The sequence below is a fragment of the Xanthomonas hyacinthi genome (genome assembly GCF_009769165.1).
Taxonomy (GTDB): domain Bacteria; phylum Pseudomonadota; class Gammaproteobacteria; order Xanthomonadales; family Xanthomonadaceae; genus Xanthomonas_A; species Xanthomonas_A hyacinthi.
Map to the genome: position 1 here is coordinate 689,850 of NZ_CP043476.1, position 14,348 is coordinate 704,197.

General features: G+C 62.0%; 14 protein-coding genes and 1 pseudogene. 10 read left to right on the top strand and 5 right to left on the bottom strand.

The features are described from left to right. The first annotated feature begins 254 nt into the window (after positions 1–254). The gene (locus tag FZ025_RS03200; RefSeq protein ID WP_046980531.1) at positions 255–2,213 is read left to right on the top strand and encodes a relaxase/mobilization nuclease and DUF3363 domain-containing protein; all 1,959 of its coding nucleotides are present in this window, start codon (positions 255–257) and stop codon (positions 2,211–2,213) included. Between the two features lie 9 nt (positions 2,214–2,222). On the opposite strand, the gene FZ025_RS03205 is transcribed toward FZ025_RS03200, so the two are convergent. After that, positions 2,223–3,119 carry a LysR family transcriptional regulator gene (locus tag FZ025_RS03205; RefSeq protein WP_046980530.1) on the bottom strand — a complete coding sequence of 299 codons (897 nt, stop codon included), beginning with the start codon at positions 3,117–3,119 and terminating at the stop codon, positions 2,223–2,225. A 112-nt stretch (positions 3,120–3,231) separates the two neighbouring features. On the opposite strand from FZ025_RS03205, the gene FZ025_RS03210 reads away from it, so the two are divergent. From FZ025_RS03210 to FZ025_RS03235, 6 genes and pseudogenes are all read left to right on the top strand, one after another. Further along, positions 3,232–4,710, top strand: a complete 1,479-nt coding sequence (locus FZ025_RS03210; RefSeq protein ID WP_046980529.1) for an efflux transporter outer membrane subunit — start codon at positions 3,232–3,234, stop codon at positions 4,708–4,710. A 1-nt stretch (position 4,711) separates the two neighbouring features. Further along, positions 4,712–5,866, top strand: a complete 1,155-nt coding sequence (locus FZ025_RS03215; RefSeq protein WP_046980528.1) for an HlyD/EmrA/EmrK family protein — start codon at positions 4,712–4,714, stop codon at positions 5,864–5,866. Between the two features lie 2 nt (positions 5,867–5,868). After that, positions 5,869–7,389 carry a DHA2 family efflux MFS transporter permease subunit gene (locus FZ025_RS03220; RefSeq protein WP_046980527.1) on the top strand — a complete coding sequence of 507 codons (1,521 nt, stop codon included), beginning with the start codon at positions 5,869–5,871 and terminating at the stop codon, positions 7,387–7,389. Between the two features lie 11 nt (positions 7,390–7,400). Continuing rightward, positions 7,401–8,126 carry a siderophore-interacting protein gene (locus tag FZ025_RS03225; RefSeq protein WP_046980526.1) on the top strand — a complete coding sequence of 242 codons (726 nt, stop codon included), beginning with the start codon at positions 7,401–7,403 and terminating at the stop codon, positions 8,124–8,126. 62 nt (positions 8,127–8,188) lie between these two features. Beyond that, positions 8,189–8,713 (top strand): annotated as a pseudogene (locus tag FZ025_RS03230) (LysR family transcriptional regulator); the annotation flags it as partial. A gap of 92 nt (positions 8,714–8,805) precedes the next feature. Next, positions 8,806–9,768 (top strand): IS1595 family transposase, encoded by a 963-nt coding sequence (locus FZ025_RS03235; protein ID WP_158185522.1) that lies wholly within the window; start codon positions 8,806–8,808, stop codon positions 9,766–9,768. Positions 9,769–10,174: 406 nt separating this feature from the next. Here the strand turns inward: FZ025_RS03235 and FZ025_RS03240 are convergent, their stop codons facing one another. Together FZ025_RS03240 and FZ025_RS03245 are read right to left on the bottom strand one after the other, a co-directional pair. Next, the gene (locus FZ025_RS03240; protein WP_158185523.1) at positions 10,175–10,372 is read right to left on the bottom strand and encodes a type II toxin-antitoxin system RelE/ParE family toxin; all 198 of its coding nucleotides are present in this window, start codon (positions 10,370–10,372) and stop codon (positions 10,175–10,177) included. Positions 10,373–10,385: 13 nt separating this feature from the next. Next, the gene (locus FZ025_RS03245) at positions 10,386–10,607 is read right to left on the bottom strand and encodes a hypothetical protein (RefSeq protein ID WP_158185524.1); all 222 of its coding nucleotides are present in this window, start codon (positions 10,605–10,607) and stop codon (positions 10,386–10,388) included. Between the two features lie 155 nt (positions 10,608–10,762). Here FZ025_RS03245 and FZ025_RS03250 point away from each other — a divergent pair, with 155 nt between their 5' ends. From FZ025_RS03250 to FZ025_RS03260, 3 genes are read left to right on the top strand one after another with little or no spacing between them, the layout of a single operon-like run. Further along, a complete protein-coding gene (locus tag FZ025_RS03250; RefSeq protein ID WP_208803732.1) occupies positions 10,763–11,125 on the top strand; it encodes a helix-turn-helix domain-containing protein in 363 nt (120 codons plus the stop codon). A 50-nt stretch (positions 11,126–11,175) separates the two neighbouring features. Next, positions 11,176–11,490, top strand: coding sequence for a hypothetical protein (locus tag FZ025_RS03255; protein WP_104559069.1), 315 nt, complete (start codon positions 11,176–11,178; stop codon positions 11,488–11,490). Beyond that, entirely contained in the window at positions 11,451–11,717 is a 267-nt protein-coding gene (locus tag FZ025_RS03260) for a DUF6037 family protein (RefSeq protein WP_244292568.1), read from the top strand. The genes FZ025_RS03255 and FZ025_RS03260 overlap by 40 nt, the downstream gene beginning before the upstream one ends. A gap of 368 nt (positions 11,718–12,085) precedes the next feature. On the opposite strand, the gene FZ025_RS03265 is transcribed toward FZ025_RS03260, so the two are convergent. Together FZ025_RS03265 and FZ025_RS03270 are read right to left on the bottom strand one after the other, a co-directional pair. Next, positions 12,086–12,595, bottom strand: coding sequence for a hypothetical protein (locus FZ025_RS03265; protein ID WP_146093664.1), 510 nt, complete (start codon positions 12,593–12,595; stop codon positions 12,086–12,088). Beyond that, on the bottom strand, positions 12,592–13,518 hold the full coding sequence (locus FZ025_RS03270; RefSeq protein ID WP_104559070.1) for an RHS repeat domain-containing protein: 927 nt from the start codon (positions 13,516–13,518) through the stop codon (positions 12,592–12,594). The genes FZ025_RS03265 and FZ025_RS03270 overlap by 4 nt, the downstream gene beginning before the upstream one ends. Positions 13,519–14,348 lie beyond the last annotated feature (830 nt).

The window sequence follows — 14,348 nt, forward strand, 5'->3', positions numbered from 1 at the left end:
CCCGGCGCGCTGACTGCGAGCAGCGCAGCGCCACCGGGCCGCCGATGCCCGGAGCGTCAGCGCAGGGCGAAGGCGGAAGGCAAGATAAAAGGTCGCGGCACATGGCCGCTTGGAAACCTTGTCTGCACATGGGGGTGGCGCGGCACGCGCCAGGGGGCGGCAGCGTGCCGCGAAGGTGCGCAACGCCGCGCCGACACCGGCGAAGTCGCGTGCTTCGCACGCTGGACTGCGCCGGTCTTGGATGGAGTCGCACCATGAGCCAGCGCGACGACGACCGTTTTCGCGTTCGACCTGGTGCGCCCAAGCAGCGCGGCGACGCCTTCGTCAACAAGGTGCTGCGCCAGGCCAACAAGGCCGGCGCCAAGCTCGTCAAGGCGGCGGGCAAGGTCGGCCAGCGACCCGGTTCCCGGCTGGGCCGCGGCCATGTCGCGGCGCGTTTCGCAGGCCGAGGACTTGGGGCGAATGCCCGGCGCGTCACGATCAAGGCAAGACTGGTCAATCTGGCGCAGGCCGGGCCGCGCTCGACCGCTGCGCACCTGCGCTACATCGAGCGCGAAGGCGTCGATCGTCAAGGCGGGGCAGGGCGGGCCTACGGTTCGACGACCGACGATGCCGACCTTGAAGCGTTCAAGGAACGCAGTGCCGACGACCGGCACCAGTTTCGGTTCATCGTCTCGCCGGAAGACGCCGAACAGCTCGACGACCTGCGCACCTACACCCGGCACCTGATGGCACGCATGGAAGCCGACCTGGGAACCCGGCTGGAGTGGGTCGCGGTCGATCACTGGAACACCGATAGCCCGCATACGCACGTCGTCCTGCGCGGCAAGGACGACGCCGGCAAAGACCTCATCATTTCCCGCGACTACATCGCCGAAGGGATGCGCCGGCGGGCATCGGAACTGGCGACCGAATGGCTGGGGCCGCGCACCGAGCTGGAGATGCAGCGCGCCATGCTGCGCGAAGTCGAACAAGAACGGTGGACGGGGCTGGATCGCAGCTTGCAGCGCGAGGCCGGCGACGACGGCTTGGTGCGCGTCGAACGCTTCACCGAACCCCGGCTGCAGCGCCAGCGGCAGGTGCTGATCGGCCGCCTGCAACGCTTGCAGCGCATGGGCCTGGCGACCGAGCAGCAGCCCGGTGCGTGGGCCGTCCACGCCGGGGCCGAACCGATCCTGCGGGCGATGGGTGAGCGCGGCGACATCATCCGCACCATGCAACGCGCCATGAGCGGCAGGCAGCGCGAACTGGCCGTGTTCCAGCCCGGCGAGGATGGCCGCGCCATTGTCGGTCGCGTCGCCGGCAAGGGGCTGGCGGACGAGCTGTACGACAAGGGCTATCTGATCGTCGATGGCACGGACGGCAAGGCGCACTACGTCGCGCTGCCGCCGCGGTCGGAGCTGGAGCAGTATCCAACCGACGCTGTGGTGGAGGTGAAAGGCGCGGTCGACGTGCGCGCCGCCGACCGCAACATCGCCGCGCTCGCCGTCGATGGCCTATACCGCACCGATCATCACCTGGCCGTCGCCCAAGGTCAGGCCACGCCCAACCGCGACCCGCGCGAGGTGGTGGCCGCGCAGGTGCGCCGGCTCGAAGCCCTGCGCCGCGCCGGCATCGTAGAGCGCGAGGCCGAAGGCGTCTGGCGCGTGCCTGACGACCTGGCCGAGCGGGGCCGCCAGTACGACGCGCAACGGCTTGGCGGCGGCGTAGCGGTGGAACTGAAATCGCACCTACCAATCGAGCGCCAAGCGCGCGTGATCGGCCCCACCTGGCTCGACCAGCAATTGATCGGTGGCGGCAAGGGGCTGGGCGAGCTGGGCTTTGGTGCCGAGGTGAAGGATGCGCTGCGCCAGCGCTCCGACTTCCTGGCCGAACAGGGGCTGGCCGAGCATCGCGGGCGGCGCGTCGTCCTCGCGCGCAACCTGCTGGGAACGCTGCGCGCACGCGAGCTGGCGAAGGTCGCACAGGACATAGCGACCGAAACCGGCCTGGAGCATCGGCCGCTGGCCGACGGGCAGCGTGTGTCTGGCGTTTACTGGCGCAGCGTCATGCTCGCCAGTGGGCGCTATGCCATGTTGGACGACGGCAAGGGTTTCAGCCTAGTGCCGTGGAAGCCGGTGATCGAGCAGAGACTGGGGCAGCGACTCAGCGCGACCATAAACAGTCTCAGTGTGTCTTGGGAAGTCGGTAGGCGGCACGGCATGGGAATTTGATGCTTACCATCACCACGCCTCACACATTTCCCGAACTGCTCGACGCAGGAACTGATGGCCAGCGTCTTTGTCGAATCGCGGATGCCATGCTTGGCCGATCACGACGGGTTTCAATTGGAACGGTAGCTCAAAAGCACGAACCTTGACGCCCATCGCCTCCGCTGCGCGGCGAACGTGATTGGGGACGGGAACGATCAAATCACTTTCAAATAGCGCAGCCAAGGCTGTTTGCGGGGACGGAACCACCAGCACCACGCGCCTTTTCAGATCGAGGTCAGCTAGCGCGTCGTCTACCGGGCCGTGTGTGCGGCCCCGGCGCGAAATACTGAGTTGGTCGTAGCGACAGAAGTGCTCGGGCGTGATTTCGCTGTCGAAGATGGGGTGCTCCAAACGCACCATGCCAACGAAATGATCCCTCAAGATGGTCTGAATTCGGACCTCCGGCCCCATCTCGCGCAGGGCCCCGATATCGAGATCGATACGGCCCTCTCGCAGACCAGCATCGTCGCTTTCACCCTCCGGGGCGAAGCGCAGTTCGACCTTGGGCGCCAACGAACGAAGACGAGCGAGGAGTAGGCCAGCAAAGGTGCCGACGAATCCATCATTGGCACGGACGCTGAAGCGACGCTCAAGCGTCGCAAGATTGAGAGTAACCGGCCGCAATAGTGCGCCGGCGTCTTCGACGACCCGATGCACCTCTCTGTGCAGTTCCAGTGCTCTGGCGGTGGGAACCAGATCACGGCCCGCGCGGATCAGTAGCGGATCGCCCGTCACATGCCGCAGGCGCCCCAACATCCTGCTCACCGACGGCGCGCTGATGTTCAGCCGCTCTGCAGCACGTGTGACGCTGCGCTCCTCAAGCAGAACATCGAGCACGGCAAGTAGATTGAGGTCGGCAGCAGGCATGGCGCACAATTCCGGATTTCAAAAAACGAAAACATAATTGATCATATCGATCATTTACGGAATCGGCTATCCCCGCATATCGTTCCCGGGACGACTTATCCGGACCCGACCTATGCGTGAACTGCTTCCCCGGCATCAAGCGATCTTGCTCGCCTGCGCCACCGTAGTCTTCCTTTCAGCCTGTGCGGCGGGAAGCCATTCGATTCAGCCCGAAGCAATCGCTCTGGACCCTGCCAGTCTCTCGCCTGGGCGAGACATCGCGGGTGCTGCATTACAAGGCCATGTGGCTGTTGGCACTGAATGGTGGACGTCTTGGGGCGATCCCCAACTCGATCGGCTGCTTGCCTCTGACGCCCTGAGGGCGCCGTCGATCGAACCGGCCGCCGCACGTTTGCGCCGCGCATCCGCCAGCTTGGAAGAGGCAGGTGCCGATCGCGCTCCCCGAGTCGATGCATCCGGCGAAGCGACAGGCGAACATTTTCCCGATCACTCCACCTATCCCGCGCCCTACGCAGGTAGTTGGAGTAGCGACGGTGCCCTGGCGGTCAACGCAAGTTACGCCCTCGATTTCTGGGGCAAACGGCGGGAGGCGCAAGCGGCCGCATCCGCCCGCGCAGATGTCGCGAGCGCCGAGACCGAGGAAGCCATCCTTCTCTTGCGCACGGCGCTGGTGGATGCCTACGTGCACCTTGATGCCGCCTACCGGTTGCGCGACGTTGCGATTGCTGGCCTCGCGCGGCGGCAAGGGATCGTCGATCTACTGGCGACGCGCGAACGCGCGGGGCTTGCCACCAGCATTGAGACGACACAGGCGCGCGAGGCGATCACGTTCACGCGAGATGAGATCGCAAGGCTGGATGGCGAGATCGCGTTACGCCGCCATCAAATCGCTGCGCTGCTTGGGCGCGATCCGACCTTCGCCGACGGGCTGGCTCGCCCTTCACTCAAGGCTCTCGAAGACCCCAAGCCTTTGTCAGCCATCCCCGCGAACCTGTTGGGCGCTCGCCCGGACGTGGCGGCCGCACGCGTTTCAGTCGAGGCCGCCGCCCATGACATAGGTGTGGCCCGTGCCGCGTTCTATCCCGATGTGAACCTTGTTGCCTTCGCCGGTGTGCAAAGCCTTGGTCTCGACCATCTGCTGCGCGCAGGAAGCACCGCTACCGGCGCGGGGCCCACAGTGACGCTGCCGATCTTTGACGGGGGGCGGCTCCGTGCCAATCTGCGCGGGAAGGCTGCCGCCTATGACGCTGCCGTCGCCGAATACAACAACACGCTGACCCGCGCCTTGCAGGAAGTCGCTGACGGCATTGCCAGCGTGTCGACCGAGCGCACGCGTCAAAGCGAGGCACGCGCCGCCGTTGCGCACTGGCTGCGCATCCTCGATCTCCAGCGGCTTCGCGAGCGCCAGGGTCTTTCCGGCGCGATGGATCGGCTCTCGAACGAAACGGCACTTCTGCTGGCCGAACGCCGGGCAGCCGAGTCCGACAGCCGCGTCGCCATCACTCAAGTGGCGCTTATCGACGCTCTCGGCGGGGCTTGGGCGCCTACTTCCTCCGATTCATCAGGACATTTGATTCATCAGGACAATTGAAATGACAGACACGTCTTCTTCTCGCACCGTCGATCCGACGGCCGTCCGCCGCAAGCGCCTCCTTTTCCTCGGCTGTGGCATCGGTATGGCCGCTTTGGGCTGGGCTGCTTATTCATGGCTATCGGATGGCAATAGCCGCTCAACCGATGACGCCTATGTGAATGGTCATGTCGTCACGGTGACTCCGCAGGTGGCGGGCACAGTCATCCACATCGCCGCCGACAATGCCGACCGCGTGATCGCAGGCACGCCGCTGGTTGAGATAGACACAACCGATGCGCGTGTGGAACTTGCCGCCGCCGAAGCCAATCTCGCTCGCGCAGTGCGCAACGTGCGCGGTTTGTTTGCAAGCGATGCACGGTTCGGCGCCGAGATCAGTGTGGCACAGGCCAACCTTGACAAGACTCGTGCAGATTTTCAGCAGCGGCAGGCTATCGCCGGCACCGGAGCTGTAACCGACGAGGATGTCCGGCACGCCCGCGATGCCGTGCGCAGCGCCGAGGCTAATCTTGCCGCAGCGCGTGAAGCCCGCGCCCAAGCGTTTGCTCAGACGAGTGGTGTGACGTTGGCGTCGCATCCTGAGGTACAGGCAGCGGCAGAACGAGTACGAGCAGCAGCCCTCGCTCTTGCCCGCACCCGCGTCGTCGCGCCGGTCAGCGGGATGGTCGCGCAGCGCAGCGTGCAGCTCGGCCGCCGCGTCGCGCCCGGAGACCGGCTGATGGCAGTGGTACCGCTTGACGGTTTGTGGATCGACGCGAATTTTAAGGAAGTTCAACTCGATGGCATCTGCCCTGGTCAACCAGCCACCGTTACGGCTGACATTTATGGCCGCCACGTCATCTATCACGGCCGGGTTTCGGACATCGAAGCGGGTAGCGGCGCATCCTTCGCGCTGCTCCCGGCGCAGAACGCAACCGGCAATTGGATCAAGGTCGTGCAGCGTGTTCCGGTGCGCATCCGGCTCGATCCAGCAGAACTGGCACGAAGCCCCCTGCGCATCGGCTTGTCCGCGAAGGTGGCGGTCGATGCCAGCCACTGCGACAGCAATACACGGCCCGCCGCGCCGCAATCCGAAGAAGTCGCCCTCTATTCCGAGCAACAGCGCGACGCCGACGCGATTGTGGCCCGCATCATTGCCGCGAGCATCGGTGGTTAACCATGGGTACCAAACAACCCATTGCATCGCTGCACGGAGGGAAGCTCGTGCTGGCGGCAATCACGCTCGGTCTCGCTTCATTCATGGCCGTGGTGGATATCACCATCGCCAATGTCTCGGTGCCGACCATTTCCGGGAATCTCGGCGTCGGATCTGAGGAAGGCGAATGGACGATCACCTCCTTCGCCATCGCCAACGCCATCTGCATCCCGTTGACCGGCTGGCTGGGCCGCCGGTTCGGGCAGGTACGACTGTTCATTGGCGCGGTGGCGGCGTTCACGCTCGCGTCGGTGTTGTGTGGCCTCGCTTGGTCGTTCGACTCGCTGCTGCTGTTCCGCGTGCTTCAAGGGGCGGTGTCGGGACCGATCGTACCGTTGAGCCAGGCGCTGCTAGTCGCGGTATTTCCGCCGGAGAAGCGCACCTTCGCGGTTGCCATGTGGGCGATGACCAACATGGCCGGGCCGGTCGCCGGGCCACTGCTCGGCGGCTGGATCACCGACAGCTATAGCTGGCCGTGGATATTTCTCGTCAATGCGCCCGTCGGCCTGTTCGTTGTCGCCTCAACCGCGATGCTGCTCAAAGGACGCGATACGCCGTCGATACGGCTACCGGTGGACCTGCGCGGCCTCTCACTCCTGGCGCTGGGGATTGGCTGTTTGCAGATCACACTGGATCGCGGGAGGACGCTCGACTGGTTCGCGTCGCCCTTCATCTGCACCACAGCGATCCTTGCCGTCGTCAGCCTTGTCACACTGGTGATCTGGGAGCTGGGTGAAGCCCATCCGATCATCGATCTGCGCCTGTTCGCACATCGCAATTTCACAGTGGGCACGATCGCGGTCGCGGCAGGGTTCGGACTCTATTTCGCGTCGTTGGTGCTGATACCGCTCTGGCTTCAAACAAACCTTGGCTACAGTTCGACATGGGCAGGCCTCGTCACCGCGCCGATGGGGCTGTTCGGCATCTTGCTCGCACCATTCCTCGGTCGCTGGGTGGCGAAGGGAGATGCGCGCGTTTATGCCAGCATCGCGTTTCTCGCTTGGGCCGCGGTCGCATGGTGGCGATCGGGTACGGCGACGACAATCGACGCCGGCACGATCGCACTATCCCATCTTGCGCAGGGCATCGGCATTGGCTTCTTCCTGACGCCAGTGGTCAGTCTCTCGCTCGCGGGCTTGCCAACGGAAAAGCTCGCTTCGGTATCTGGTCTTCAGACTGCTATCCGCATGATGTCTGGCAGCCTAATCGCGAGCCTCGCGCAGACCTTCTGGGACAACCGCTCACGCTTCCATAGCACGCATCTCGTTGAACGGCTGAGTCCGCTCGACGAACATTCGGCAGCGGCCGTCACCACTTTGCGCTCGTCTGGACTTACGGACGACCAAGCATGGGGCGTCATTGCACGAGCGCAAGACGTGCAAGCGCACATGCTCGCGCTCAACGATTTCTTCTTTTTCTCCAGTTTCGCCTTTCTCGCCGCGCTCGCGATCATCTGGTTCGCCCATGCGCCGCGTAGGGCGTGAGGACGGTAGCTATGCTCTCACTCAAATCTCGCACGTTGCACGACGCCCGTGTCATCGGCATCGAGGACATTACGCCGCGCATGCGGCGCATCACTGTCGCGGGCGATGGTCTCAAAGCCATGCGTGTTGATCATCCGGCCATGTGGATGAAGCTGTTCTTCCCCATGCCGTCGAATATCAAGCCCCAGGGCCGCGCCTACACCATACGTGCTTACAACGCCGAAGAAGGCTGGATGGCCTTCGATTTCGCACTGCACGGAGACCAGGGGCCAACTGCGTGGTGGATTGCTCACGTCCGCGAAGGAGATTCGCTCCAGCTTGCCGGGCCGAGGCCAGGTTATTGGGTCGATCCCGGACGACACGAGCATGTTCTGATCGGCGATGCCACCGCTTTGCCGGCCATATCTGGGATCGTCGAGCAGCTTGCCGCTCATGCGCATGCGCTCGCCTTCATTGAGGTTGCAGATGCTGCCGAGGAGCAGGCTTTGGTCTGCCAAGCAGAGTGCACCATTCAATGGGTACATTCCGGTGCGGCCTTTCCAGGGACGACCGGGAGTCTGGAACTGGCTGTGCAGCAGGCAATCCTGCCGAAAGCGTGCCAGATATTTCTGGCCGGTGAGGCATTCATGGTTCGCGCCATGCGGACGCATCTGCTTGTCGATAGAGGCATCCCCAAAGCATCAATCGACGCAAAAGGCTATTGGCGGCTTGGTAGTTCGGACTACCGCGACAAATGATCGGGCGAGTCGTCTACCAAGAATCGGTATCGACGGTTTGGCGATCGTCGAAGAGATGATCGATGGAGCTTCGTCATCTGCGCTGTTTCTTGGCCGTCGCCGAAGAACTCCACTTCGCCCGCGCCGCCGAACGATTGCACATCGAGCAGTCGCCGCTGTCGCGGGCGATCAAGGAACTGGAAGAAGACCTGGGCGCCCAGCTCTTTGTGCGGACCACGCGGAGCACCCGCTTGACTCGCGCAGGAGAGCTGTTTCTGGAGCATGTTCCGCGCGTCTTCACAGCCTTGCAGCAGGCCCGCGACAGCGTGAAGGCTGCCGCCAATGGCTTCCATAGCCAGTTGCGGGTCGCGCTGTCGGATGGCATTCCACCGTCGCGCTTCTCGACTTTCCTAGCATTGTGCCGTGAAGAAGAACCCGAAATCGAAATACGTCTCTTCGAGGTTCCGCTAGCGCAGCAGATCAAAGGGCTGCACGACGACCTGTACGACGTGGGCTTTGCTCGATCGGATGAGGTCGGCGACGGCATCATCGCCGAAGCCGTCTGGGACGATCCGCTGATGGTGGCGGTGCCCGCTCGACATCCTCTGTCCTGATTAGCCCTGACCCTCAGCCAGTAGTCGCAGGATCTGCGCCGTGCTGGGTGGAGGCTGGCGCCACCTGAAGCCGACGAGGTGGCGCGATGAGCATCAACGCCGTGCAGTTCCAGCCTGGATTGTCGATGTCCGAGTTCATCGCATGCTACGGCACCCAGGCCAAGTGCTATCGCGCCTTGTACAAGTGGCGGTGGCCGCAGGGTTTCCGTTGCCCGTCCTGTGCAGGAAGGGCCCGGTCGCGTTTCAAGCGCAGCGTGGCGATCTACTACCAGTGCCGCGCCTGCCGCCATCAGACCACGTTGATGGCCGGTACGATGTTCGAAGGGACCAAGCCGCCGCTGCGCACATGGATGCTGGCCTTGCATCTGTTGACAGCGACAAAGACCAATTTGGCGGCGTTGGAGTTGATGCGCCATTTTGGCGTCAACTACAAGACCGCCTGGCGGATGAAGCACAAGATCATGCAGGCCATGGCCGAGCGCGAAGCCCCGCGCACACTCAGCGGGTTCGTGCAGATCGACGATGCGTACCTGGGCGGCGAGCGCAACGGTGGCAAGGCCGGACGCGGATCGGAGAACAAACAGCCGTTCCTGATAGCCGTACAGACCGATGCGACCTTCGCTGCGCCGAGCGTTGCGGTCATCGAGCCGGTGCGCAGTTTCGATAACGCATCGCTGTGCGACTGGACCGCGCGTCGCCTGGCGCCGGAGTGCGAGGTCTACACCGATGGGCTGGCCTGCTTTCGCCGCCTGGAAGAGGCCGGGCACGCGCACACGACGCTGGACACCGGCGGAGGGCGTGCGGCTACCGAAACGCCTGGCGCGCGCTGGGTCAACGTGGTGCTGGGCAACCTCAAACGCGCCATCAGCGGCGTGTATCACGCCATCGCGCAAGGCAACTACGCAAGGCGCTATCTGGCCGAAGCCGCCTACCGCTTCAATCGCCGATTCCGCTTGCGCCAGATGCTGCCGCGACTTGCCACCGCCATGATGCGCTGCAAGCCTTGTGCAGAGCCGGTTCTGCGTGCAGCGAGCAATTTTCATGGCTGAGGGTCAGGGCTAATCAGGTGAACGCTTGTTACGCGAAGCGCCGGGCTGGCGCGGCGCTTGCCTGCGGACACGCCACGGCCCATTGCAGCATCGCAAGCGCCGTGACAGCCCGGCGGTTTGCGTAACGCAGCGTTATGTTAAGGCGGCCGCCAGGCCGACTTACCCCCGGACAGATGACGCCCAGCGCGCTGCGCAGCAGGGCGCTGACCGACGCGTTCTTCCTGTCCGATCACGACCCTGTTTGATGGGGCGATTCGGCGTCGGCTTGAACGGCGCAGCCGTTAAGCCGCGCCATCGTTAAATCGCGCTACCAGCAACCCTATCCTGCACTAGCTGTTTTCCCTTCGGGCACGGCTATTCCTCCCGAAGATCGGGATAGGGGTTCAGGGCAACAGGATTTCGGTGATCAGACCAACTGGTCGGGGTTGTCCGGCAGCAACTGCCGGTAGTGCCGCACCGTCACGATCTCGATGACCTCCGGCGTGACCCGGTAGATGATCCGCCACGGGCGTTCCAGCAACTCCCGCAGGTCCTCGCCCGGATACTCCGGCAACCGCCGCCCCAGCAACGGCGGCTCGCCCAACTGCCGCGATCGCAGCAGCAACCACGCCGCCACCTTACGGGCGGCCGAGCGTGTCCAGGTCCAGGTGGTCGCCGGCCGACAGCCGCAGCGTCACCTTCAAGGATTCCGCCGACAGGCAACGCGCCAGCCCGCGCACCCGGTAGCTGCGCGGGCCGCGCTGGAAGCGCACGTCGTCCTCGCCGGCCACTTTCAGAGAACCGCTGGCAGGGAGGGCCGGCGACAACGATGGCGACAGCGCCGGGGCGGGCGGGTTCACGGTCGGGGACGGTCGCGGCATTTCGGGCTCCTGGCCAAAAACCTGTCAAGCAGAACAATTCGACACAAGAATATCCGTTTTAGTAGTATTTTTAACTCCAATAGCGAACCACTGGATACGGTATGACCCATCTCCACCCGATCACCCCGGCAACCGTGGCCATCAGCGACGACGAACGCGCTTTCTTCATCGAACTCGGCACGCGCATCCACACGCTGCGCAAGGCGCAACGCATCACCCAGGTACAACTGGCCGAACAACTCGGCGTCTCCCAGCAGACCATCACCGCCTACGAGAGCGGCAACCGCCGCGTGCCGATTTCGCATCTGCCGCGTCTGGCGGCATTGCTGGGCACGTCGGTCGAAGCCCTGATCGGGCAACCGGCAGCCACCGGCAAGCGCGGGCCGGCTCCGAGGATTCAGCAGCAACTGGAACTGGTCAGCCGCCTGCCGCGTGCCAAGCAAAAAATGGTCAGCGAAGTGCTCGATTCGCTGCTCGCGCAGGCCGCTCGCGGGTAACGCCATCCGCCCGCGTGCAGATGCAGGGATTGCGTCGGCTGCACACCGCCATGCGCGGCAACCGCGACGAGCGGGCGCATTTCAAGATCACCCACAACCGCATCGACTTCGATTGCCTGTTCCTGGTCGATATCCAGCCCTACGAGTTCGTGCTCGCCGCCATCGGCCACCCGGACGTTGCCCTCGTGTTGCAGGTGCATGCCGGCTACTTCGTGAGCGCGGACTTCGGCGACGACTACAAGCCGCTGGCGCAACTGTTCGACCGGGGTGCGGGCAGCTTCGTCCCGTTCCGGCCGGCGGCTTCCTGCAAGAGATCGATGCGGCCATTCCGTCCGACTACCGCCGACCGACACTCGCCGACGTGACCCGCACCTACGGCGCACACCTCGACGAAGCCGACAAGCCGTATTTCCTGGGCTGGCTGGACAACAACCTCACGCCGCCCAACCGCGTCAGCGACGCCAACCTCGACAAGACCAAGCGTTGCTTCGGGCAGCGCATCCGCGACATCTGCCAGCGCACCAACCAGAGTTCGCGCTGGACGGCCGATCCCAGCAAGGCGCGGGCGTTCGTCGCGCCGTTGGATCGGTAGAAGCAACTTGGGGTCGCTACTACCAATGCGACCCGCAGGTCATTATCATCGATCTCAGCGGGGCGCCAGCGACCTCGCCGACGCTGCGCACATCGACGCTCGCGATGCGTTCCTGTAATGAGGCCCACGCCACAGCTCCGCCGCGAGCATCGTAGGTCATGCCCCGGGTCTGGCGCTCGTTCAGCGTCGGCAGCTGTGGACATCATGATATCGGATTAATTTCCTCCGTCCCTTTTATTCCAGCGTGAATACTGAAATTTGCGAATAGCTAACGTAAATATCGAACCGGTGTGACACGACTATCGCTCCCCAGTTGAGACTACGTCACCACCTGCCGCTCGCACATCCCCTATCGTAGTTACGCCAACTTAGTTGGGGCGCTTAACCAAGACAATTTTCCCGAGACGCAAAGCATAGGTGCCATCTGGGGTTACGCTCGGAGAGCGCTCGACAGGCCAGATTGCACTAACCGGAATATGCAGCAATTGCGCATCCGAAGCTCCGTGAGAATATGTTAGAACAAATGAGACCACGGGTTCGATGACACCAGCTGGTCGAGGAAGGCATCCTTTCCACACTGCATGCTTATCAGTCAACTCTGCGGGCGACGTCCCTTTATTTTCACAATATGATTGATCAGTTTGCTCGAACTCCATTGAAAACGATCCACCATCTTCTAATTTGACAGCCACAACTTCGCGCACCGGAGATAAAGATGAAGTAGTCCCAACCTCCTGAATAGAAGATACATCCAAGCTCAAGCATGCAGATCTCACACAATAATTGGGCTGGTCTTCCACGGTACCAAGCACCTGTGAAGCAGCACAGCCAACCGCGAGGAAAATCGATATGGAAGCGATGACAACCTCAACCTTCATCTCTCAATCTCCTTCTTTGTGGACCGATTCTGTTTCGCCTCATCTATGTTGCTTGCTTTGAGTTCAGTGCCACGTCGCGCAGCCATAATATTTTTATTATCATAACCCGGTTTCAGTGTCGGAGCCCCGCGAGATCCGTCTTTCCCCACCGCGCTGTCTTCGTATCCATCTCTAATTCCGGAAAAATGCAAAATGTCGTGCGCGGCCGCATCGACAAACGATGCTTTGCTGGAATCGATATGAGCGTCATTTCCGCCAAGATATTCGGTCCCCTCACCTACATCTCCGAAATTTTTCTGGTCCAGCCCCGGACTCAAATCCATACGATTCATACCGGCACCTACCGAAGTGCCTGAAATTACTACGTCGACTTTGTACTTGGCATTATCGATGTTGAGCCACTCAACTCTTGACTCGATAGCGGATGTAACCTGAGCCGTTACGGCAGAACCACTAAAATGGACTGGAATCGCTAGCGTCACGTTGCCATTTTTATCTTGTTTCCAAACAGCGTCGCGCCCATCCGGATCAGTGAACTTGTACGGACTATTCCTTGCGTAGCAGTACCGGCAGAAGTTCGTGATCGGCTGCTGATAAGCCGTAACGGGGTCAACTGAAAGGAACACCCCTAACGGATCGTAATAGCGCTGCTGCATATATGCCAACCCCGTCGCCGCATCCATGACATGCCCCGTATAACCAGGCCCATCCGTCAACGGGCGATTAAGCAAACTCCCATACGGCTCGTACTCGCTGCGCTCGATAATATTCCGGTCCTTGTCCGTCACCAGTACCACAGAACCCAGCCCATCCGTATGGACATACCGAACCGTCTGCGCCGAGGCGCTGAACACGACGAGCAATGAAATGGCCGCTGCGGCGGTGACGCGCAGCGCTGCCTTAACCACCCGAATTCTCAACATGACTCGTCCTTACACTTTTTGAATGATTGATTTCAAAAAAGGGGCCGGCAAAAAAAGGGGCCGGAGGAAATATGCGGTTGAAGTGGATATTTCCTCTGGCCCCTTTGATGCCCTGGCCCCTTTGATGTCTGGCCCCTTTGATGCCTGGTCCCTTTGATGCCTAGTTTGCAATCTGTGTCTTTAGATCACCCAAGTTCTGCGCCGGGCATTCTTTCTTTGTGCAAGTTCGGATCAGAGGCAGCCCACTTGAGTAACCCCACTCCATAGGGTCATTGGTAGCAGCCGGCACCAGTACTCGGAGATCACAAGTAGCATCCCGCTTCAACCGTACACTGATCCGATTCCATTGCTGACCTTGCCAAGGGAACGCCTTCTCCACTCCAAGAAGAACAGCTTTATCAGCGTGTCCCGCATTACACCCGTTTGGCTCGAAAATAACCAACTTCGAGTCAGTTTGAAACCTACCAGTAAGTGTCCAAATTCTGTCATGTACTCCATCGGACGCCAGCACACGAGATATTTTGTATGCCCCTTCCGCAATGCACCACACGGCGAATTTAATTTCGCACCTGGACGGCGGCGCTGAGGCCGGCGCAGACTGAGATGACGTTGGCGCGCATGCCGCCATAAACGCCACCGAAATACATAAGAAAATTTTCCACGGAATTGCTTTCATCAGCGGCCTCCATTTCCAGCCGTCATACCTTTTGCACACTGATTGACATTTGTCGGAGCAGTAATTATTTCCCGGAGTGTCTGCTGGTTTGCTGGATTCCCCCGCTACCTGCATGCCACCGACTGCGAACTGCACGCGCATGTACTGATGAGCA